We start from the raw sequence: 21,215 nt of genomic DNA, 5'->3' as shown, positions 1-21,215 counted from the left end.
CCTGCCATGACAACATCTGCCCTTTCGGCCACCACCCCGGGTCTGACCCTTGACGATGTGCGCGGCGCGGCCGCGCGGATTGCCGGCCATGTCGTGCGCACACCCACGCTGCACAGCAAGACGTTGAGCGCGATTACCGGCGCCGAAATCTGGCTGAAATTCGAAAACCTGCAATTCACCGCGGCGTACAAAGAACGCGGAGCGTTGAACGCATTGCTGCACCTGTCGGATGAACAGCGCGCACGCGGCGTGATTGCGGCGTCGGCCGGCAACCATGCGCAGGGCCTGTCGTATCACGGCACGCGGCTGGGCGTGCCGGTCACCATCGTGATGCCAAAGACCACGCCGACCATCAAGATCACCCAGACCGAAAGCGTCGGCGGCAAAGTGGTGCTGGAGGGTGAAAGTTTTGATGAGGCTTATGCCCATGCCCGCATGCTGGAAACGGACCTGGGGCTGACCTTCGTTCACCCGTTTGATGATCCGCTGGTGGCCGCCGGCCAGGGCACCGTGGCGCTGGAAATGCTGGAGGATGTGCCCGATCTGGATATGCTGGTGGTGCCGATCGGCGGCGGCGGGCTGCTGACCGGGATGGGCACCGCGGCACGCGGGATCAACCCCGCGATCGGCCTGATCGGGGTGGAAGCGCTGCTGTACCCATCGATGTACAACAAGCTGAAACACCAGGATCTGCCCTGCGGCGGCGATACCCTGGCCGAGGGCATCGCCGTGCGCGAACCTGGCGTATTTACCTCTGCCGCGCTGGCCGGGCTAATCGATGATATCGTGCTGGTGGATGAAGCCGCGCTGGAACAGGCGGTATCGCTGCTGCTGCAGATCGAAAAGACCGTGGTGGAGGGCGCCGGCGCCGCCGGCCTGGCCGCGGTGATGGCCAACCGCGATCTGTTTGCCGGGCGCAAAGTCGGCGTGGTGCTGTGCGGCGGCAATATCGATACGCGCCTGCTGGCCAATGTGCTGCTGCGCGATCTGGCACGATCGGGCCGGCTGGGCCGGTTGCGCATCGTGCTGCAGGACCGCCCCGGCGCGCTGTTCAAGGTGGTGGAGGAATTCAACCGCCACCAGGTCAACATCCTGGAGGTATGGCACCAGCGCATCTTCACCTCGCTGCCGGCCAAAGGCCTGACCGCGGAAATCGAATGCGAAGCCCGCGACCGCGAACAGATCGACCGGCTGGTGGAGGCGCTGCGCGCGCGCGGGTATGCGGTGGAACAGGTTGAGCTGGGGTAGGGGGCGCGCCGAAATCACAGTTGCGCGTTGACAGTCCGAAACATGTCCCATATATGGGACATGTGATAAAGCTCAGGCAGACCGAAACCTTCAACAAGTGGTTTTCCGGTTTGCGCGACAGCATGGCGCAAAAGCGGATATTGATCCGGCTGGGGCGGCTTAAGCTTGGCAATTTTGGCGATGCGAAACCAGTCGGGGACGGGGTTAGCGATTTACGCATCCCCCATGGGCCTGGGTATCGGCTTTATTACAGCGTGCGCGGGCAGGAATTGGTCCTGTTGCTGTGCGGGGGTGATAAGGACAGCCAGTCCCGCGACATCGCAATGGCAAAAGAACTGGCAAAGAAAGCGGAGTAAAGGCCATGGCAGAGAAAATCATGGATTTTGACATTGCCGCCCATCTTGTTACCGACGCGGATATTGTCGAATATCTTGCGGCTGCATTTGAAACGGGCGAGGTTGGGGATGTAACGCACGCGCTCGCGACGATAGCCCGTGCCAAGGGAATGACGGAAACTGCAAAGAGCGCGGGGCTGTCGCGGGGCTCCCTTTACAAAGCGGTGGGAGCTGGCGCCAATCCCACGCTTTCCACGCTGCTGTCTGTGCTGGACGCGCTCAATGTCACGCTCAGCGTAAAGCCGAAGCTGGCGGCTTAGGCTGGCATTAAGGTGGGTTTACGTGCGGTGGCACTGTAATTTCCGGTTGGAGCGCCGTCCACACCATCACTTTAATTCCAAATTGGAGCAAATTAGGGACCTGAGTTCGCTCCGCATAAGGCGCGCAAGCGAGGCAAATGAGCGGCAACACTTAAATTTCGGAATGTATTCACAAAAGCAAAATCTTCCGCAATGGTTGTGAATGCGGTCGACGCGCACGATTCGAGATTGGGCGGCAATGAAAACGGTTGTGGATTATGTAAATCTGAACGTATCCGACGGCAGCCCCCTGCTGACGGCTCTTCTCGGATCTGCCAAGGCGGAAGCGACGGCCGAAGTGATCGGGCTTACCGGTGCCGGCAATCTCTATAACGCACGTCAACCCGGTCTGTTGACCCAGGGAATGGCGGCCTGGTTCGCTAAGAGCATTGCCGCTTCGCGAGTGGCGGCCATTGCGGAAATGAAGAATGCCTTCGAGGCGGACAGCCGTGACAATGGCAATGCTTCGGGCATCTATCTCGAAAACGTGTGCGATTCTGCGCGGCAGAAGACAGTAAACGCCTCGATCGAAAAGGCGGCAGCCTTCAGCGACAAGCACAAGGCCGAAGTCGTTGACCACGAGCAGACGCTTGAGAGTTATAAGAGCCTGCGCAGCAAGATGGGGCGCGAACCGGTCCGTACGAAAAAATGGCTCTATGTTTTTGCGCTTCTGGGCATCGTTCTGCTTGAAGCCTTCATCAACTTCGAAAGCTTCATGAAGGTTCCATACATTACAAGCCCGTTTCTGGCGACGGGTGCGACTGTGGCGGTCGGTCTGGCAGTGGGCTTTTCGGCGCACATCCATGGCGTGGTCTTCCGCCAGTGGGCCTTCTTGTTTCGACCGCAGGAGAGCGCTGAGTCTGGAGTGGAGAATCGTCGCAACGATGCGCTACGTCGCCTGGCCATCGGGTCCGTGCTCCTGTCAATTGCACTCCTGATGGTTGGAGGCGCGAGATACTACTACCTGCGCGAATACATTGTGGAAGCGTCGATCCTCGGCGTGGCCGCGCCGTCAATGTTTGGCGGCATTATCTTCATGCTGCTCGGCAATGTCGTTGCCTACATCGTCGGCCTGCTGGTTGCCTATGTGATGCACGACCCAAATCCGACGTTCGCAGAACAGGACCAAAAGCTGCGCAAGACAAGCGAGCGGATGGAAGCGCTCAAGAAGCAGCGCACGCTTGTCCAGCAGGATCTGGCCCATGGCCTGAGCGCAGACATCAAGGCTGCGGTGAACCAGGATGCATCGGCGCGCGGCCCGCGCTTCGGTGAACTTCGCGAGTGGGCTGACCGGATCGTGAACAAGGATCAGGAGATGGTGGGCGTGCTGATCGAGTACCGTCAGGCACTCTTGCAGGAAATGGGGTCGCGGGCAAAGGGTCGGATATTCCGCTATCCTGGCGGTGCGCATGACATTTTGCTTCCGATATCGGATCATATCATGCTGACCGGGGATGAATATGCCTCGCTCCAGATCGCGCTTGGATACGACATTTGAGGTAATGGACATGCGCAAACTGTTGATTGTTGCAGCCGTGGCGCTGCTGGGTGCCTGCACCGATACCGCGCCAATCACCGAGGGAGGCGGTGCGGGCCAGGCCGTGAAGCTCGACGACTTCTGCGCCATTTCCGGTCTGAAGCCCGCGTTGCGTGAGACAGTGCTGGTGATCGACCAGAATTCGATCAAACCGTCCAAACCCGAGAGCTTCAGGACCGAGAATGCCGACCTGTTTGCCGCCGTGATCGGACTTGCCGATGCGGAACGTGCGTTGGGGTCTGGTGCGATGGCCCCGCGCGAGCATCTGACTATCGCGGTTGCCAATGCGCAGACCGGGGGGCTCAATCCGATTTTCTCGGGATGCCTTCCTGCGATGTCGAAGGATGAGCTGGCAGATCGCAAGAGCAAGGACGGCGTGACCGAGGCCTACTTCGGGTCGGACATGGCATCCAAACTGAAGGAGGCGAGCAGAAACTTCATCACCAAGGCGGTTCTCATGGTCGCCCAAGTGGCAGGCAATGGCGCAGGCAAGGGTGGCGACAGCTTCAACAACTCGGGATTTGCGCGCACGTTCAAGGTGATTGGCTCGGGCGCAGCGGCCACGGACCACATTCGCAGGCTGATCGTCTTTGCCGATCCGGGTGGCGCTTTTGCGACGGTCCCCGAGGATTACGCGCAAGCTCGCAAGGCGGGCTTTGAACAGGCGCAGACGGCGCAGACCAATCTGGGGATGTCGGAACTTTATCTCGTGCCGGCTGGACGCACCATCGGCGATACCCAGCGTGCGTTCCTTGACGCCTGGTTCCTGAGCAGCGGTGCGGACCTGCGCCACGTCGGTGCATTTACGCCGGATTCGCTGTCAAAGGCTCCGGTGCGGATCACCAACTACACTGGCCAGCTCCCGCTTTCGCGCGAGGTTATGAGCCCGATGGAACTGCGGCTGCCGACCGCAGCCGATGGTTCGCTGGTTGGTGCATGGATTTCCTACACGGGTTCCAAGGGCATCCGCCGCACGCCGATTGCTGGGCAGTTCGCCTGCTCTTCCGACGGCTGCGAACTGACCGGCGATCCTGAAGGCTCGTTGGGACAGCGCTGGCGCACGGCACCGGGAATGCAGCCTCAGCCACTGATCGACGGACCGTTTGGCGGGATGCGCCTGATCTCCGGCAAGGACGATGGTCAGACGCTAAAGGCCCGGATCTACGATCCGATCATCTACGTCGGCGACAGCGGCGACATCAGTTTTACCGCCAAGCGTTCGAACTAGGTCAGGGGGATACCATGCTGCAGAAATGGAAGTTGGCGGGCGCGCTCGTCATCAGCGCTACATTACTCAACCCGATCGCGTCCCAGCATGCGCTTGCTCAGGCGACATACAATGCCCAGGGCCAGAAGCTGTCGGGCAAGACTCATGTCGAGAAGGCGATCGGCAAATGCCTAATCGCGATGCTCATTGGTGGAGGACTTGGCGCGGCGATCAAGGGCAGGGATGGTGCGCTCGTCGGGCTTGCGGCAGGTGGTGTCGTTTGTGCCCTGATCATGAAGGGGGCGAGCGACAAGGACAAGGCACGCATCCGTGACGCCCAGCTTGCCGCGCTTAATACAAACAAGCTCCAGGAATCCAGCTGGTCAACCGATCAGGGCGCGAGCGCGCAACTGGCAGTCATGCCAGCGGGCGACGGGAGCGTGCTGATGACGGACAAGGGATCGCTCGAATGCCGCCGCGACAACCAGTGCCGAGTGGGTGACAGTTGGTATCCGAAAGAACAGATACTGTCGCGTCAGGCCGCTGCCGACGCGCCAAAGGTCGTCAAAGCATCATTCGAATCTTCGCGCGAACTGGTCTGCCGCCGCAGCCGAGTGGTCTATGGCGTGGATAGGCAGGTCGTGTCCGACGGAACGGATATCGCTTGCCTCGATGGCGATACCTGGGTGACCAGCGATGCCTTCAAGAAGCAGAAAATCAATTCGGACCACGTTGTGATATGATGTTGCGGCCCGGCTTGCTGGTTGTTGGTGGTGGCGCAGCATTGCTGCTATGCGGATGCTCGCAATTCAACATGACCCCGCCGTGCGAGCAAACCGGGCCCGGTATTATGCGTCAACTGGCCGTACCAGCAGATGTCCGGCCCGACCCTGCCCGACTAGCAAGGATCATGTCGGTTAGCGGGTTCGAAGAGCTTGGGACAGGCTACAACGCGCGGACTTGCAGCGTGCAGGTTACCGGACCTACAACGCGAGCAAGCGTGACGTACAAGGTGACGCAATCCGAAGGAGTGCAAGGCTGGTACGTGATCGAACTGCTCAATGCCGAGTCGTCGGAAGTACAAATGCTCAGGCAGGAAGTGCGCAGTGCATATGTGGCTAGCTGAAGGCTATGCCAGACTGCGGCTCGTGGCGGCATGCCTGCTGGTGCTGCTGCCTACGATCTCCGCATCAGCGCAGAACATCCGCTACCTGTCAGACGAGGAAGCGCTCGCACTCGAACACCAGACGCGTTTTTCGCGCCTTAAGCGACTTGCACAGTCGTTCGGGATCTACCCCGAGCCTGAGTTCCACAGCTACGTCGTTCCAAGGCGATTCATGCCGTCCGATTTCAATTACGATATCCCCGTGCTGCGGATCGTGTTCCCCGAAAATACCTTCTTCGATACGGCCTCGAGCGAAGTCAAACCATCGGCGATCCCGATCATTCAGGCCATGGCGGCGATGGTTGATGGGGACGTGCCCGACGTCAGCATGTTTATTGCAGGTCACGCAGACAGCCGTGGCGGCGAGGTCTACAATCACAACCTGTCAATCGAGCGAGCGCGCGCCGTGGCCCGCATCCTAGAGAATGCCAAGACGAGACCAACGCCGCTGTGGACGATAGGTTTCGGCAAGAGTGTGCCGCTCTATCCCAACACAAGCGACACTAACATGGGCTGGAACCGGCGTGTCGAGTTCCTGCTCGCCTCTCGGCCGGATGCCATTGCATACTGGCTGCAGGATCAGGTGGTCGATGTTTGCCGTACGTCCGATGCTGCAGCGCGGGTACGCTGTATGCGGGGGTTCCAGACCGAACAGAAAGAGTTCGTGGCCGAGCGGGTTCCACGCGTTCACATCTCGACCAGGGTCGATCGCACCAAGGGAAGCGCCGATCCGGGATCGAAGAGCCAGACTCCGACAGTGGATGCGAATCGGAGCAAGGTTACGTCAGAGATCAACGATCGCATTGCCATACGTCTCAACGAGCGCCGAGTCCGGGTCGAGTCCATCGAACACTAGAATTCAAACCCAATCAAGGTACCCCGAATTTGCCCTGATTAGGTCATAGATATGCGATTACGGTCGATTACGGTGACGCTGCTGGACTGCATCCTTGCGTGAGACCACCAAATTGAGTGGCACCGCGGGCGGTGTCGTGCCAGCGGCATAAGCTGCCAAAGGCGCGACGCGTTGTCGGCAAAACCGGGCCACATCTGCCAGGCACGAAAAGGATGGTTCAGGCGTAGTTGCGCAGGCCCGTGTTGGTGTTCAGCAACGCCTGCGCCGCCGCTGCATCAATGGGTCGTGAGAACAGATATCCCTGCACCGTGGAACAGCCTTGCAGTTTCAGTTCTTCCAGCTGGGCGAAATCCTCGACGCCTTCGGCGGTGGTTTCCATGCCCAGTGCGGCGGCCAGATCGATGATCGCGCGCACCACTGCGCTGGCGCCCTGGCGGGCGAACAGGTTGCGGATAAAGCTCTGGTCGATCTTCAGCTTGTCGAACGGAAAGCTTTGCAGATAGCTGAGCGAGGAATAGCCGGTGCCGAAATCGTCGAGCGCGATGCGCACGCCCAGGCTGCGCAGGCGGTAAAGGTTGGCCAGCGTGGTTTCTTCTGATTCCAGGAAGATCGATTCGGTCAGCTCGATTTCCAGCCGGTCGGGCTGCAGGCCGCTGTGCGCCAGTGCGCTCAACACCATGTCCACCAGCGATGGATGGCGAAACTGGATTGACGACACATTGACCGCCACGCGCACGCCGTCGGGCCAGTGCACGGCCTGGCGGCACGCGTCGCGCATCGCCCATTCCCCGATTGGCACGATCAGACCGGTTTCTTCGGCGAACGGGATGAATTCGATCGGCGGGACCATGCCGCGGGTCGGGTGTTGCCAGCGGATCAGCGCTTCGAACGACGCAATCGCGCCGGTGGCAAGGTCGAACAGCGGCTGGTAATACAGCACGAACTGCCCATCGCGGATGGCCACGCGCAGATCGGCCTCCAGCCGGCTGCGCAATTGCGCACGCTCGTTCAGCGCCTCTTCGAAATAGGCGAAGGTGCCGCGGCCATTTTCCTTGGCGCGGTACAGTGCCAGATCGGCGTTGCGCATCAGCGTGCTGGTTTCGGCGCCGTCCTGCGGATAGATGGCGATGCCCAGGCTGGTGGAGGTCTGCACCGGCTGGCTGGCGATCGTCACCGCGTGTGACAGCGCCGCGACCAGCCCGCGCGCCAGCCGGTCGACCGCGGCGGAATCGGCATCGAGCTGCTGGATCACCACGAATTCATCACCGCTGAGCCGCGCGACGAAATGGCCATGCGCCGCCACCGTCAGCCGTTGTGCGGTCATCACCAGCAGTTCGTCGCCTGCGGGGTGCCCCAGCGTGTCGTTGACCGATTTGAAATTGTCGAGATCGAGGCAGTGGACGGCGATCATCCCGCCATCGCGGCTGCCCAGTTGCCGTGCCAGCTGTTCGTGGAACATCGCCCGGTTGGGCAGGCCGGTCAGCGGATCGTTGAACGCCAGGTGCGTGATCCGCCGTTCGCGTTCCTCGATCTCGCCGGCCATGCGGTTGAACGTGCGGCCCAGCCGGGCCAGTTCATCATCGCCGGCCACCGCAACACGCTCATTCGCCCCTTCGGCAATGCGCGCGGCGGCCAGGTCGAGCTGGACCAGCGGCCGAATGATGCGCCCGGCCGACCGCCAGGTGACCAGCGCCACCGCCAGCAGCCCCACCAGTGTGAGCACGATCAGCGCGGCCACCAGCCGGTCCTGCTGCGCATAGGCCAGGCGTTTGGGATAGGCCAGCAGCAGCATCGCCTGTTGATCATCGCCCAGCGTGGGGATCGGCCGCGCCAGCGCCAGCGCGCCGCCATCGGCGCCGGGCAGCGTGAACAGGCGGCCCGGTTCGGGCATGGTGCCGGCCGATGCGGCCATCAGTGCGCGGCCGGCGACGGCATTCCAGCGCCCGGCATGGCGCACCATCACGCCGGCCTTCAGCGGGATGGCCGACAATTGTTCCAGCCCTTCCATCCGGCGCTGGTCGATATCGGATGCCAGCACCAGCCAGCCGGTCAGCTGTGGCGACAGAATGGGCGCCACCACCAGCTGCCGCATCCGCCCGCCCAGCACCGCCACGCCACCGGTATGCCCTTCGTCAAGCGCGTTCCACAAACGTGCGGCATCATCGCGCATGGCGCCATCGCGCAGGCCATGAACGCGGGCGTCGGTGCCGACGATAAACGCATCCGACACGCGCGCGCGCAGGCGCACGTTGTCGAGCGCGGAATGGAGCGTCGCCTCATCGCCGGTGGCCACCGCGGAACGGAACCCGAAATCGCGCGCCAGCGTGGCGCCGGTGGCGGAAAGTTCGTCGGCGCGCTGTTGCCACAGCCGGTCAAACACCGCGCCCGATGTCGCCAGGTCGCGTTCCACCTGTTGCGACAGCGAACTGGCCACCAGCAGCGACAATGCCACTGCCACCGCCACCATCGCCGCCGTGAACAGTGCTGCGAATTGCAGCGCCAGCCGCGTGCCCAGTGACCGGGTCAGCCCGCGCAACACCGCTTCGCCGCGCGCGACAAGGTGGCGGACCTGGATGGCGGGACGCGACCCCATCAATATCCGCCCATCGTATGCATGGGTGGCATACGCAGGTGCAGCGTCGTCGTTGCGGTGCGCGCACCGGCGGCGATGGCGATATCGACGCGGTTGTCGGGGCTGCGTTGATAGGGGTGCCAGACCGTGATGTGCCCGGCGACATTCGGCAGGTCGGGCAGCATTGCCACACCCGCATCATCGGTGCGCGCGGTCCAGGCATTGTCGGCCACGAACACGAACGCGCTCATCGCATCATGGATATTGCACCCCAGTGCGACCACGCCGGGCCGGTCAAACCGCACCGAACGCGTTTCGTCGCGCGCAAACAGCTTTAATTCAAACGGTCTGGGCGCCGAAAAAGAATAGACCTGGTGGCGGGTGTTATCGGCATTGGGAAAGCTGACGGTGGCCCCCACCGGCACCACCAGCACAAACGGATGAAAGGCGATGTCCTTTTGCAACATGGTATAGCTGTGCTGCACCACGGGCGCGTGTTTGCCGGGCAATTCGGCCACCACCACCGCATCGCGCACGGGATGGCCGCCGCTGTCCACCACGGTAACCGCCAGCGTCCCGGCGCGGGCGTGTGTGGCCACCGCCATGGCAACCAGTGCGGTCGCGCACGCCAGCACAGTCCTTGTATTTTTCACCAGGTCCCCCGCATTACCAGTTGCAACTGGTCCTGATGCTGATGCGGGTCCTGCCCCGCGCGCTGCCGCGCTGCCCGATCGCTGTCGACATGCAGCGCCTCAACCCACAGCGACACGTGGCTGTTAAGAGTGCGGTGCGCAGCGAAGGTGGTTGCCCAGCCGGTTTCGCCATCGTCGGCCAAGACCAGCGTGCCCGCCTGTCGCGTCGCAAAGGCCTCACCCCGCAGGGCGATACCGCCATGTTTGAAATCGTGGCTCAACAACCCGAAGGCCGAACGAAAATAGCAATCGACCCAGCGGCGCCCGCTATCATCGGCGAATCCCATCCGGGTGCGCCCCGTCAACGCCTGCGCCCGCAGGCGCGTGGCATCGCCGATCCGCGCTTCGAACGCGATCTGGTCGAACCGGGTGCGCCAGCCCCATTCGCGTTCGGCGTTGGCGTCGTCTGGATTGCCGTGGTTTTCGTAATGGAACACTTCGAACCGCACCGGCGCTGCCGGCGCCCAGCCGAGCTTCAGATACGTGCCGGGGTGCCGGGCAAAACCCTGGCTCAGATAGGCTGTCGGATGCGTGTACTCTGGCTGGATCAAGCTCACATCCGCCGACAGCGGGGGCAGCAATTGCCCGCGGCCGACCAGCGTCTTGCGATCGTGCAGCGCCCAGCCGCGCAACGCCAGCAGCGTACCGGCGGTGTCGTTGGCGGTAAACAGCGCGGCGGTGGTTTCGATGCGTCCGCCGGCCAGATCGAACGAGAGCTTTGCTTCGGCGGCGAGCGGCCGCACTTCCTCCCCGATCCAGCTGTTGATGGCCGACGGCGTGATGGTATCCGCCACATGCCAGTCTGCGCCGGTATGTTCCAGGCTTGACGGTGCCCACATCAGCCCGATCCGGGCCACGGCGCGGGTGGTGCCGGCCAGCCGCGGCCGGATTGTAAAGAATGCCTCGCTGATCCCCGGTTCGCCGTGCGGCCCCCCCACGTATGACGCCACGACCGTTGCCGACGCCGCCCAGCCGAACTGCGGCCGCCACACCAGATCCGCATTGCCCACGCGCGGGCCAACCTCGTCACCATAACGCAGCTTGCCGAACTGGCCGGTGCTCCACGGTTGTTCGCCACTGGTGGCGACCATGCGCAGATCGGCCGAGGCAGAGATCGTCGCGGGTGACAGCAGGTCAATATCGCGTGCGCACGCGGGCGCGGCGGCGATCATCGTCGCCGCCACCAGCCCGCAAACCGCCCGTCTGCGATTGTATCCACACCCCAGCGCCATCACGCAAACATACCCCGGAAGTGGTTAATTTTCCGGCAAATTCGCCCGATCGATTCTGCCCGAAAGGTCATGTCGGCGGGACTACCCCAGCGATTTGGGGCGAGGATGTTGCGCGCCCATGATCGCACTGTCCAGCCGGACCACCACCGTCAGCGCCCATGCTGGTGGCGGCACGTTGCCAATGGTCCGGCATGCCGTTAACTTTTGCGCCGGCGCGGTCCTGATGCGGGACACCTGCGCATGCGCCAGGCCCGCGTGGTGCGACAAAATTTGTCTTTGTCGGAAAATCGTGGTTAATCCGCTTTTACCGGTTCGGGCGTTGCGGCATGATCATGGCGTGTGGTGGTCATCGCATATGGTCAGGTCGGGCAACCGGCCGCAACAAAGGGCAGTGGTCGTCTCGTGAGCGCACCGGTTCGTTTCCCCCGCTTTTTCGTCACCAGCCCCGGCCCGTGCCCCTATTTGCCGGGGCGGACCGAACGCAAGGTGTTTACCGAGCTGAAGGGCACCAACGCGGATGAGCTGAACGATGCGCTCAGCCGGATCGGGTTTCGCCGCAGCCAGACGGTGGCCTATCGCCCCAGCTGCCTGGGCTGCACCGCGTGCGTGTCGGTGCGCGTGGTGGCGCACGAATTCCGCATTTCGGCCAGCCAGCGCCGCACTGCAAAGCGCAATGCCGATCTGATCGTATCGGTGTGCAAACCGTGGTCGACGCCCGAACAGTACGAATTGTTGCAGACCTATCTGGCCGATCGGCACCCCGGCGGCGGCATGGCATCGATGGATGAAATCGATTTTGCCGACATGGTGGAACATACCCCGGTTAAGAGCTATGTGGTTGAATATCGTGAACCCAATGCCGATGGCACACCGGGGCGGCTGGTCGGCGCATGCCTGACCGACCATCAGGGTGACGGGTTGTCGATGGTTTACAGTTTCTATGATCCCCACCATCCGACACGGACCGGGCTTGGCACGTCTATCATTCTGGATCACATCGCGCATGCAACGCGCATCGGCCTGCCCCATGTCTATCTGGGCTATTGGGTCGAAGGATCGGCGTGCATGCAATACAAGGTGCGCTTCCGCCCGCTGGAACGGCTGGGCGCGGCTGGCTGGGAACGTTTTGACCCCGCCGAACAGGCCACTGCCATCGACCGCACCGTTGCCATGCCCGGCACCCGCGCCATGTTTGGCGGTGGCGCTGCGGTGGGGGATGACGGCGTCGTCGTGGCCGGACCCGGCGACAGCGGCAAGGACGGGCTGGCCAACGCGGTCTATCTGCCCGGGTGATCCGCGTCTGAACGGTCATGGCCGGTGGTGGAGTGATGGATTGGGCATGGTTATGGCCGGCCTGCTGTTGCTGCCCGCGCCGGTGCTGGCACAGCAGCAGACCGGCACAGCGCCCCCGCCGGCAACCGTGCCGGTAACCGCGCCTGCGCCCCCCCGCGCGACCGAACCGGGGTTGAGTGATCTGATTCCCGACAGCGCGCTGGCCGATCCCGAACACTGGGCGCTGGATACCGATGCCGCGCGGTCAGCGCCGCCGGCACAGGGCCTGCCCGATGTCACCACGCTTGATCCGCCTGCCGGCCTGGTTGCGTGGGCAGTCGCGGGCGCAACGGCGGGTGATGCCGCGCCAGCGGGCTGGCGCGGGCTGACCATCGCGTGGCCCGACCAGTTCGATATACCGCCGATCACGCCGCTCACCCCCGATCCCGATATCGCCGGGGTGGCCAGCGCCGCGCGCGATGCCGGCACGGCACTGGATGTGGCAATGCCGCGCGGCGGCGCGGCGCGACTGCTGGGCCCGGATGTGGTGGTGCGGCATGTTGGCAGCGGTATCGATCTGGTGCTGCCCCCCGACGCCGCCTTTCCCGAAAGCGAGGATCTGGCCGACCGGTTTGAAGGCCTGTCGTCGCTGCGCGCGCTGGGGCGGGGTGATGACAACCTGGCGCAGCTGTCGCGCCGCGCGCATGACGATGTGGCGGTGCTGCAACAGATCCTGCGGCTTTACGGCTATTACGATGCAGAGGTCAGCCAGAACCTGATCATGCTGTCGACTGCCGCGGCCGCTGCATCCGCTACGGGCGCCGGCACCGGCACGGGCGCAGCGCCGCGCGCGGGGCCGGTGCGGTTTGAAATCATCCCCGGCACGCGGTACCGGATTGCCACCATGGCGCTGGGCGATGTCGCGCAAAGCCCCGATCATGCCGCGCTGATGACCGCATTTGCGCTGAAAGTGGGCGACCCGGCCAATACCGATTCGATTCTGGCGGCGCGCGGCCGGCTGGCGGATCAACTGGGCGCGATCGGCCATGCCTTTGCCACGGTGGGTGATCCCGCGCTGGCGATCGATCATGACACCCACGGTGCCGATCTGGCGCTGCCGGTGACCACCGGCGGCACCTATCTGTTCGGGCAGGTCACCAGCTCGCTGCCCAAATTCCTCAACGCGCGCCATCTGCAACGGATGGCGCGGTTTCGCAGCGGGAAACTGTTTGACCGCTGGCTGGTCGATGATTTCCGCCAGGCGGTGCTGTCGACCGGGATCATCGGCGGGGTGGTGATCACCCCGCGCGAAGTGCGCGCGCCCACTGCCACCGCGCCCGGGGTGGCCGATCTGGATGTGCGGCTGACCAAAGGCCCGCAACATAACCTGACCGCGCAAATCGGCCAATCGGCCGGGCAGGGCTTTGAAATCGACGGCAGTTGGGAAGACCGCAACTTTTTCCCGCCCGAAGGGATGGTACGCGTGCGCGCCGCGCTGGGCACGCGTCAGCAGCTGATCGGCACGACCTTTCGCCGCAGCAATTTTCTGGCGCGCGACCAGGCGGCCAACGCCGATCTTTATGCGCAAAGCAAGACCACCGATGCCTATTCGGCGCGCACGCTGTCGGCCATCGCCAGCCTGGACAAGCAAAGCACGCTGCTGTTCCAGAAAAAATGGGCCTATTCGTTCGGGGTGCAGATTATCGCCACGCGTGAATTGCTGGCCAGCGCTGCGCCGGGCACACCGTTCACCACCTATTTTATCGGCGCGCTGCCGCTGAAACTGGCCTTTGATGGCAGCAACAATCTGCTTGATCCGGTCCGTGGCTTTCGCATCGGCGTGGCGGTATCGCCGGCAATATCGATCCAGGGCGGGCCGCGATCATCCTATGTGACCACGCAACTGGATGCCAGCGCCTATCGCCCGATCGGGGATGCGGTGGTCGTGGCCGGGCGGCTGCGGCTGGCATCGATCAGCGGTACCACCATCGGCAATATTGCGCCGTCGCAGCGGCTGTACGCGGGCGGTGGCGCGTCGATCCGCGGCTTTGCCTATCAGGGGGTTGGCCCGCGCGATGCCACCAACACCCCGATCGGCGGGCGATCGCTGGCTGAATTTTCGCTGGAGGCGCGCGTACGCACCGGGCTGTTTGATGGTGGATTGAGCGTGGTGCCGTTTGTCGATGCGGGGATGGTCGGCACCACCCCCAACCCGACCATGCGCGGCGCAAAAATCGGCGCGGGCATCGGCATACGGTACAAAACCAACTTTGGTCCGATCAGGTTCGACATCGGCACACCGCTCAACCGGTCGCCGGGCGATAGCCGCATCGGTGTCTATATCGCGCTGGGGCAGGCATTCTGATGCCCGATCCGGTCACCAATCCGGCAGTGCCGCCAGTGCCGCCAGCACCGCGCGCAAGGGGCATGGCGGTTGCGCCGCTGTTGCGGATGGCCGCGCTGGCCGCGCTGGGGCTGGCGCTGCTGCTGGCGGTCGCGGTCATGGTGCTCGATTCGTCGCTGGGTCATCGGCTGGTGACCGACCGCATCGCCGCGCTGAAATTGCAAAGCGGGCTGGTGATCACGATCGGGCGGATCGATGGATCGCTGTTTACAGGGGCGCAACTGCACGATGTCGTGCTGTCCGATCCGGCCGGCCGGTTTATGAATGTGCCCGATGTCGATCTGGACTGGCGGCCGATGGCGTCGTGGCGGCTGTTGTTCGACGCGTCCGGGCGCAGTGGCGGCGGGCTGGATATCCGCAATCTGGCGCTGCACCGCGGGCTGTTGCTGCGCGCGCCCCACCTTAACCCCGGTGATCCGCGTGCGCCGATCCTGCCCGATTTCGATATCCGGCTGGATCGTCTGGCGGTTGATGGCCTGACCGTGGCGCCGGGTCTGGCGGGCGCACGGCGGCGCATCGACCTGACCGCACATGCCCTGGTGCATCAGGGCCGGGTGGTGCTGTCTTGTGACGGGCGGCTGGGTGGGCGCGACAAGCTGTCGCTGCATCTTGACAGCGCACCCGACCGCGACCGTTTTGCGCTCGATCTGGATTACCGCGCGCCAGCGGGCGGGCTGTTGTCCGGCCTGACCGGCATCCGCCGCAGTGTGTTGGCGCAGATTGGCGGGGCAGGGCGGTTTTCCGGGTGGCATGGCTGGTTGCTGGCCAGCGCCGACGGGCGCCGGGTGGCGGGCGGGCTGATCGATCTGGCGGCCGGGCAATACCGCGTGGCGGCGCTGCTGCGGCCCGCTGGCGCCTTTACCGGCCCGCTGTCGGCCAACCTGCCGGCGCAACTGCTGGGCGATCGGCTGGCGGTGACCTACGCTGGCACCTTTGCCAACAGCGTGATCGACGGGCGCTATCACCTGGCCAATGCGATGGCGTCGCTCGATGCCACAGGTGCAATCGATCTGGCGCGCAACCGCGCTGATGGGGTCACCGCCACGCTGCGGCTGGTGCGGCCGGAATTCCTGCCCGCCCAATGGCGCGCGGTGGTGCAGCCGGGGCCGGGGGTGCTGACCGCTCAGATCGACGGGGCGTTTGCCGATCTGGCGATCCGCCATGATCTCGCGCTCACCCGGCTGGCCACCACGGGCGCGCGGTTTGACGGGCTGCATACCGCGGGCCTGGCACACTGGCACGACGGGCGGGTCGATGTGCCGCTGAACGCCAGCGTCGTGCGTGTTGATACTGCCACGCCCTGGCTGGACCAGCGGCTGAACGGCGCGCGGCTGACCGGTGGTCTGCGGCTGGTCGGCACGCATCTGTCGGGCGATGGCTGGCGCGTAACCGGCAAAGGCCTGACCGGCAACCTGGCACTGAAAAGCGATCTGTGGCGCGGCGATGTCGCGCTGGCCGGGCGGGTCGATGCGCACCAGGTCATGGTGCCGCAACTGGGGGTGGTCGACATGACTGCCAAGGGCGTGGTGGCCACCGGGGCCGGTGTGCCGTGGACGCTGGCAGTCAATTATGCCGGCACGCTTGGCCATTTTGCCAATGCCGGGTTGGTCAATGTGGCTGGCGACAGTGCGCGGGTATCGGGCAGCCTGCATTGGGGCGCACTGCGCGCGCTCGATCTGCCCGATATGCGCATCGTGTCAAACCGCGTCACGCTGCTGGCAAAGGCCAGTCTGGCGCATGACGGGCGGTTTACCCTGACCACCAACGGTCGCCATGCCGATTATGGCGCGTTTACGGCCGCCGCGAATATCGACCGCAACGCCACCCATGCCACCGCGCTGTTCGAAAACCCGGTGCCGGCGATCGGGGTAAAGGCGCTGGCACTGGTGCTGGACAGCACGCCGGGCGGGTATCGGCTGGGCGCGACGGGGGATTCGCGGTTGGGGCCGATCGTGGCGACGGTGGATTTTGCGGTGCCGGCGGGCACGGCCGATCCGACCCGGGTCATGCTGTCCGATGTGCGGGTCTATGATACGCGGTTGACGGGCGCACTGACGCTGGGATCGGCGGGGCTGGATGGTGATCTGACGCTGGCGGGCGGGGGCCTGGATGGGTCGATCCACCTGGCCGCCGGGCCCGATGGCCAGGCGATTGACAGCACGATCAACGCCCGCGCCGCGCGGTTTGGCGGCGATCGGCCGATTGCGGTGGCGCTGGCGACGCTGACGGCAAAGGCACGGTTTTCGCGCGCCAACACCACCATCGATGCTGCGCTGCAGGCGCAGGGCGTGGGCGTGGGCGGGCTGTTTATCGGGCGCCTGCTGGCCAATGCGACGGTGGTCAACGGATCAGGATCGATCACCGCGTCGATGGCGGGGCGGCGCGGCAGCCAGCTGGCGTTGCAGGGCACGGCGGCGTTTACCCCCGATCGCGTGATCGCGTTTGTGGCGGGCGATTATGCCGGCAATGCCATCACCATGCCGCGCCGTGCGATTGCGAACCGCACCGCCGATGGGTGGCAACTGGAACCCAGCCAGATCAATTTCGGCAGCGGGGCGATCATCGCCAGCGGCCGGTTTGGCAGCGGCGGCCTGAACGCCGATGTCGGGGCCAGCGAATGGCATGTGGCGGTGTCGCGCATGCCGCTGTCGGCGCTGGATATCATCTATGCCGATCTGGGGCTGGGCGGCTTTGCCTCTGGCGTGATCGATTATCGCAACGATCACAGCGGCGCGCCGCAGGGCCATGCCGAACTGTCGGTGCTGGGGCTGACCCGTTCTGGCCTGGTGCTGACCTCGCGCCCGCTGGATCTGGCCGTGGTTGCCGGGCTGGATGCCGCGGCGCTGCAATTGCGCGCGGTGGCGCGCGAAGGGCCGGGGGCGGCTGGTGGCGGCGGGCCGCGCATGCGGCTGCAGGCGCTGGTGACCGATCTGCCGCGCGGCGGCACGCTGATCGAACGGTTGCGCGGCGGCGCGTTGAAAGGGCAATTGCGCTATGCCGGGCCGGCCGACGCGCTGTGGCGGCTGGCGGCGATCGATGCGTTTGACCTGACCGGGCCGATCGGCGTGGCGGCCGACATGTCGGGATCAATCGACCGCCCGGTGCTGACCGGGGCGGTGGTCAGCCATGCGTTGCGCGCGCAAAGCGCCATCAGTGGCTCGGACATCCGCGGCGTCGATCTGGTCGGCACCTTCAACGGCGCGCGCCTGTCGCTGGCGCATGTTTCGGGCACCACCAGCGGCAACGGGCGGATCGCCGGCAGTGGTACGATCGATTTCAGCGATGCATCCAGCGCCTTGCCCAAAATCGACCTGCGGCTGGGCGCGACCAACGCCGAACTGATCAACCGTCCCGACATGGCCGCGACCATTACCGGGCCGATGCGGATCGTGTCGGACGGCCACGGCGGCACTGTCGCCGGGCGGCTGCATATCGACAAGGCGCGTTATGTGCTGGGGCGGACCAGCGCCAGCCAAAGCCTGCCGGTGATCGCAGTGACCGAACGCAACCTGGCCGCCGATGTCGCGCCGCCGCCGGCGCGCGGTGTCCCGTGGAAATTGCTGATCGACGCCACCGGGGCCAACCGGATCGATGTGCGCGGGATGGGGCTGGAAAGCGAATGGCAGGCCGATGTGCGGGTGCGCGGCGACACCACCAATCCGCAAGTGTTCGGCAGCGCCGATGTGATCCGCGGCAGTTATGAATTTGCCGGCAAACGCTTTGACCTGACGCGCGGCCGTATCCGTTTCAACGGCGAAATGCCGATCGACCCGCAGCTGGATATTGTCGCCAACGGCGATGCCAACGATATTTCGGCCACCATCAGCATCGGCGGATCGGCGCTGCGCCCGCAGATCACGTTTGCCTCGGTCCCGTCGCTGCCCGAAGAGGAATTGCTCAGCCGGCTTTTGTTCGGCAGTTCGATCGCGCAGATTTCCGCGCCAGAGGCGGTGCAGCTGGCCGCCGCGCTGGCGGCCTTGCGCGGCGGTGGCGGGCTGGACCCGATCAACAAATTGCGCGGCGCGATCGGGCTGGACCGGTTGCGCGTGCTCAGCGCCGATCCGACGATCGGACGCGGGACCGCGCTGGCGGTGGGCAAATACCTCGGGCGCAAATTCTATATCGAACTGGTCACCGACGGGCACGGTTACAGCGCCAGCTCGATCGAATTCCGGCTGACGCGGTGGCTGTCGCTGCTGGGCACGATTTCCACGGTTTATGACGAATCGATCAGCCTGAAATACAGCAAGGATTATTGATTGGCGCCGGAGCAGGGGAAACCGCGTGGACCTGTCACCAAGCGCCTAACCTGACACCAAAAATTACAATCTGCGTCATCACTGTTTCACCATCCTGTCATGGCAGTGCGCTTGAACTGTCACGGTGATTGCCATCAACGCCGCACACTTTGCCGATTCCGGGCGCCCCCTGTGTGACCTGACGCAAAGCTATGCGCCGGTGGGGGGTGGTGGCATCGGCACCTATCTGCGGCAAAAGCGTGACTATGTGCTGGCCCATGGTGATTGCCGGCTGGTGCAGATCGTGCCTGGGCCCATCGATCGCGTGATTGAAAATGGCCGCCATGTGTGGGTTGAAATCGGCGCCGAACAAGTGCGGGGCAGCCCCAATTACCGCTTTATCACGCGCACCTCGGCAGTGCGTGAGGTGCTGGAACGCTACCGGCCGCAGATCATCGAATCGCAATGCCCGTGGGTGCTGCCCTGGACCGCGATCAATTATCGCCGCGCGCATCCCGATACCGCGCTGGTGGCCGGGTATCACACCGATTTTCCCAACACGCACGTTTACCGCGTGGGCGCATCGCTGTTCGGCGATTTTGTCGCGCGCGGCCTGCGCCGGCTGTCGGCCAGCTATGCGGAGATGACCTATCGCGAATTTGACCGCGTCTATACGCTGGGGCCGGATATGCGCAGCGTGCTGACCGACTATGGCGTGCGGCATGTCGATGTGCTGTCGCTGGGGGTGGATGCCGCAACATTCCATCCCGGGCGTCGGGTTCCCGGCTTGCGCGCCGAACTTGGCCTGCCCGGCACGGGACCACTGCTGATGTATGCCGGGCGATTGGACAATGAAAAGCGCGCGGACCGGCTGCTGGCGATGTTCCGCGCGCTGCCGGCGGACGTTGGCGCGTCGATGGTGCTGATCGGTGATGGCAAATTGCGCGATTCGCTGGCGGATGACGCGCGCGGGCTGCCGGTGGTGCTGCCCGGCTATTGCGCCGACCGGGTGGAACTGGCGCGTCTGCTGGCATCGGCGGACATCTATGTGTCGGCCATGGCCGATGAAACATTCGGGCTGTCAGTGCTGGAGGCGCAGGCCTGCGGGCTGCCGGTGGTCGGCTTTGCCAGCGGCGCGATGGTGCAGCGCGTGCCGCCGGGCCTGGGCGAACTGGTCGCGCTGGACGATGTGGCGGCCATGGCGCGCGCGGTCGTATCAGTCTGGCAGCGCGGCGCGGCGGCGATTGGCGCACGCGCCCGCGCCCATGTCACCGCGCATTTTTCCTGGGACCAGACCTTCGCCACGCTGTTCAACGACGTCTATCCCCGCGCGCTCGCTGCATCGCGTCGCCGTCGGGACCGCGCCAGGTGGTTCCGGCGTGGCGGCGCGGTGCCGGTGCTGGCCGGGCAGCGAGTGGGGTAAACCCGGCCGTTGGGCCAACTGCGGCAAACACTTTGCCATTGCGGGCGCGGCCGATATGGTGGCCGGGATGACCGGGCGACCCATCAGCGACGATGACGATGACCACGATGATCCCATGCCGTTGGTCGCGACACCGCAATGGGCGCATAACCATGGTGCCGATCCGCAAATCGGTGTGCGGGCATCCGCACTCGGGTCGTTTCTGCCCGAAGGGTCGTACCGGCCGATTCCGATCGTCTGGCTGGTGGCCGCGTGGGTCGGGCACAGCTTTGCCATGGTCACGTTGGTGGCGGTCTTGTCGGGTTTTCCACTGCTCGTGACTATCGGCGCCACCGTCCTGGTCAGCCTGTGGATTGGCAACAAGGCGTTTGCGGCCGGGATGGCCCATGCAGCAACCGGATGGAAAATCGCCACGGTGGCTGCGCTGCTGATCAATTGGGCGCTGGCGGCGACCACCGCAGCGGCGCTGGCGGGGTATTGAAGCGCGTTGGGTTGGGGCCAATGGGGCGAGGGATAGAGAAAAACCTCGCTCATCCTGAGCCTGTCGAAGGACACGCGCGACGGTTGGTCTGGGGGATTTGCAACGCCTGTAGCGGGCGTTTGCGCGCATCCTTCGACAGGCTCAGCAACCGTGTATTGGTGTCAAGCTGGATCGTGCCAAGGCTGGTCGTTTGT

General features: G+C 64.4%; 15 protein-coding genes. 12 read left to right on the top strand and 3 right to left on the bottom strand.

Annotation, left to right across the window (positions count from 1 at the left end):
- Positions 1-6 precede the first annotated feature (6 nt).
- The 7 genes from ABWP89_RS14940 (at position 7) to ABWP89_RS14910 (ending at position 6,707) form a co-directional block, all read left to right on the top strand.
- Entirely contained in the window at positions 7-1,248 is a 1,242-nt protein-coding gene (locus tag ABWP89_RS14940; RefSeq protein ID WP_353230271.1) for a threonine ammonia-lyase, read from the top strand.
- Between the two features lie 53 nt (positions 1,249-1,301).
- Positions 1,302-1,604 (top strand): type II toxin-antitoxin system RelE/ParE family toxin, encoded by a 303-nt coding sequence (locus ABWP89_RS14935; protein ID WP_353230270.1) that lies wholly within the window; start codon positions 1,302-1,304, stop codon positions 1,602-1,604.
- 5 nt (positions 1,605-1,609) lie between these two features.
- Positions 1,610-1,903 (top strand): addiction module antidote protein, encoded by a 294-nt coding sequence (locus tag ABWP89_RS14930; protein ID WP_353230269.1) that lies wholly within the window; start codon positions 1,610-1,612, stop codon positions 1,901-1,903.
- A 238-nt stretch (positions 1,904-2,141) separates the two neighbouring features.
- Positions 2,142-3,440, top strand: coding sequence for a hypothetical protein (locus tag ABWP89_RS14925; RefSeq protein ID WP_353230267.1), 1,299 nt, complete (start codon positions 2,142-2,144; stop codon positions 3,438-3,440).
- 10 nt (positions 3,441-3,450) lie between these two features.
- Entirely contained in the window at positions 3,451-4,707 is a 1,257-nt protein-coding gene (locus ABWP89_RS14920) for a hypothetical protein (RefSeq protein WP_353230266.1), read from the top strand.
- A 14-nt stretch (positions 4,708-4,721) separates the two neighbouring features.
- Positions 4,722-5,429, top strand: coding sequence for a hypothetical protein (locus tag ABWP89_RS14915; RefSeq protein ID WP_353230264.1), 708 nt, complete (start codon positions 4,722-4,724; stop codon positions 5,427-5,429).
- Positions 5,430-5,798: 369 nt separating this feature from the next.
- Positions 5,799-6,707, top strand: coding sequence for an OmpA family protein (locus ABWP89_RS14910; protein ID WP_353230297.1), 909 nt, complete (start codon positions 5,799-5,801; stop codon positions 6,705-6,707).
- A 217-nt stretch (positions 6,708-6,924) separates the two neighbouring features.
- On the opposite strand, the gene ABWP89_RS14905 is transcribed toward ABWP89_RS14910, so the two are convergent.
- The 3 genes from ABWP89_RS14905 to ABWP89_RS14895 are packed head-to-tail and all read right to left on the bottom strand — an operon-like array spanning position 6,925 to position 11,143.
- Positions 6,925-9,300: a putative bifunctional diguanylate cyclase/phosphodiesterase gene (locus tag ABWP89_RS14905; protein WP_353230263.1), complete on the bottom strand. Its 2,376-nt coding sequence runs from the start codon at positions 9,298-9,300 to the stop codon at positions 6,925-6,927.
- Entirely contained in the window at positions 9,300-9,932 is a 633-nt protein-coding gene (locus tag ABWP89_RS14900; RefSeq protein ID WP_353230262.1) for a cupredoxin domain-containing protein, read from the bottom strand. The genes ABWP89_RS14905 and ABWP89_RS14900 overlap by 1 nt, the downstream gene beginning before the upstream one ends.
- Positions 9,929-11,143, bottom strand: coding sequence for a hypothetical protein (locus ABWP89_RS14895; RefSeq protein WP_353230261.1), 1,215 nt, complete (start codon positions 11,141-11,143; stop codon positions 9,929-9,931). The genes ABWP89_RS14900 and ABWP89_RS14895 overlap by 4 nt, the downstream gene beginning before the upstream one ends.
- Before the next feature lie 462 nt (positions 11,144-11,605).
- On the opposite strand from ABWP89_RS14895, the gene ABWP89_RS14890 reads away from it, so the two are divergent.
- From ABWP89_RS14890 to ABWP89_RS14870, 5 genes are all read left to right on the top strand, one after another.
- The gene (locus tag ABWP89_RS14890; protein ID WP_353230259.1) at positions 11,606-12,496 is read left to right on the top strand and encodes an arginyltransferase; all 891 of its coding nucleotides are present in this window, start codon (positions 11,606-11,608) and stop codon (positions 12,494-12,496) included.
- Between the two features lie 46 nt (positions 12,497-12,542).
- On the top strand, positions 12,543-14,840 hold the full coding sequence (locus ABWP89_RS14885; protein WP_353230258.1) for an autotransporter assembly complex protein TamA: 2,298 nt from the start codon (positions 12,543-12,545) through the stop codon (positions 14,838-14,840).
- A complete protein-coding gene (locus ABWP89_RS14880; protein ID WP_353230257.1) occupies positions 14,840-19,138 on the top strand; it encodes a translocation/assembly module TamB domain-containing protein in 4,299 nt (1,432 codons plus the stop codon). Before ABWP89_RS14885 ends, ABWP89_RS14880 begins: the two co-directional genes overlap by 1 nt.
- A 124-nt stretch (positions 19,139-19,262) precedes the next feature.
- A complete protein-coding gene (locus tag ABWP89_RS14875; RefSeq protein WP_353230256.1) occupies positions 19,263-20,540 on the top strand; it encodes a glycosyltransferase in 1,278 nt (425 codons plus the stop codon).
- Between the two features lie 67 nt (positions 20,541-20,607).
- Complete coding sequence (locus ABWP89_RS14870; RefSeq protein ID WP_353230255.1) at positions 20,608-21,021, top strand: hypothetical protein; 414 nt, start codon at positions 20,608-20,610, stop codon at positions 21,019-21,021.
- Positions 21,022-21,215 lie beyond the last annotated feature (194 nt).

It is taken from the genome of Novosphingobium sp., from assembly GCF_040398825.1.
Classification (GTDB): domain Bacteria; phylum Pseudomonadota; class Alphaproteobacteria; order Sphingomonadales; family Sphingomonadaceae; genus Novosphingobium.
This window is presented reverse-complemented; position numbering and strand designations above follow the sequence as displayed.